The organism is Pseudoduganella aquatica, from assembly GCF_009857595.1.
Taxonomy (GTDB): Bacteria; Pseudomonadota; Gammaproteobacteria; order Burkholderiales; family Burkholderiaceae_D; genus Rugamonas; species Rugamonas aquatica_A.
The window spans coordinates 1-978 of record NZ_WWCU01000107.1 but is presented as its reverse complement, the minus strand read 5'-3'; the positions used below and the strand labels follow the sequence as shown (position 1 = coordinate 978).

Genomic DNA, 978 nt, shown 5'->3' with positions numbered 1-978 from the left:
GCCTTTCCCTCACGGTACTGGTTCACTATCGGTCGATTACGAGTATTTAGCCTTGGAGGATGGTCCCCCCATATTCAGACAGGATTTCTCGTGTCCCGCCCTACTTGTCGCATACTTAGTTCCACACGTCGCATTTCGTGTACGGGGCTATCACCCGCTATGGCCCACATTTCCAGGTGGTTCCACTATGCGTCATGCTAAATCATGCAGGCTCATCCCATTTCGCTCGCCACTACTTTGGGAATCTCGGTTGATTTATTTTCCTGCAGCTACTTAGATGTTTCAGTTCGCCGCGTTCGCTTTGCATACCTATGTATTCAGTATGCAATGACCTAAAAGGCCGGGTTTCCCCATTCGGAAATCCTCGGATCAAAGCTTGTTTGTCAGCTCCCCGAGGCTTATCGCAGACTTCTACGTCCTTCATCGCCTGTAATCGCCAAGGCATCCACCATGTGCACTTATTCACTTGTCCCTATAACCTTGACGGCTATCGGTATCAAGCATTTACTACTGTGTTTGATGATTTATCTACTACCCTGAATATCTTGCGATATTCAATAAATCTTTACTTCTTCCAAATTGTTAAAGAACGGTACTACTTTTATTTAAGGTTCGGACCTTAGATAAAAGCAGTGGTGGAGGATGACGGGATCGAACCGACGACCCCCTGCTTGCAAAGCAGGTGCTCTCCCAGCTGAGCTAATCCCCCGGGGTAAGACTGGTAGGGCTGGTTGGACTCGAACCAACGACCCCCGCGTTATCAACACGGTGCTCTAACCAGCTGAGCTACAGCCCCAGAAAACGTTCTCTTTAAAAACAGCCGATAAGTGTGAGCGTTTGGCGTGGCGCCATACTCTAGAAAGGAGGTGATCCAGCCGCACCTTCCGATACGGCTACCTTGTTACGACTTCACCCCAGTCACGAATCCTACCGTGGTAAGCGCCCTCCTTGCGGTTAAGCTACCTACTTCTGGTAAAA

At 49.2% G+C, this 978-nt stretch carries 2 tRNA genes and 2 rRNA genes; all 4 read right to left on the bottom strand.

The features are described 5' to 3' along the window. A 23S ribosomal RNA gene (locus GTP77_RS29750) occupies window positions 1–472 on the bottom strand; the annotation flags it as partial. A gap of 161 nt (window positions 473–633) precedes the next feature. Beyond that, window positions 634–709, bottom strand: a tRNA-Ala gene (locus GTP77_RS29745). 10 nt (window positions 710–719) lie between these two features. Beyond that, window positions 720–796 (bottom strand) — tRNA-Ile (locus tag GTP77_RS29740). A 63-nt stretch (window positions 797–859) separates the two neighbouring features. Further along, window positions 860–978 (bottom strand): 16S ribosomal RNA (locus GTP77_RS29735); the annotation flags it as partial.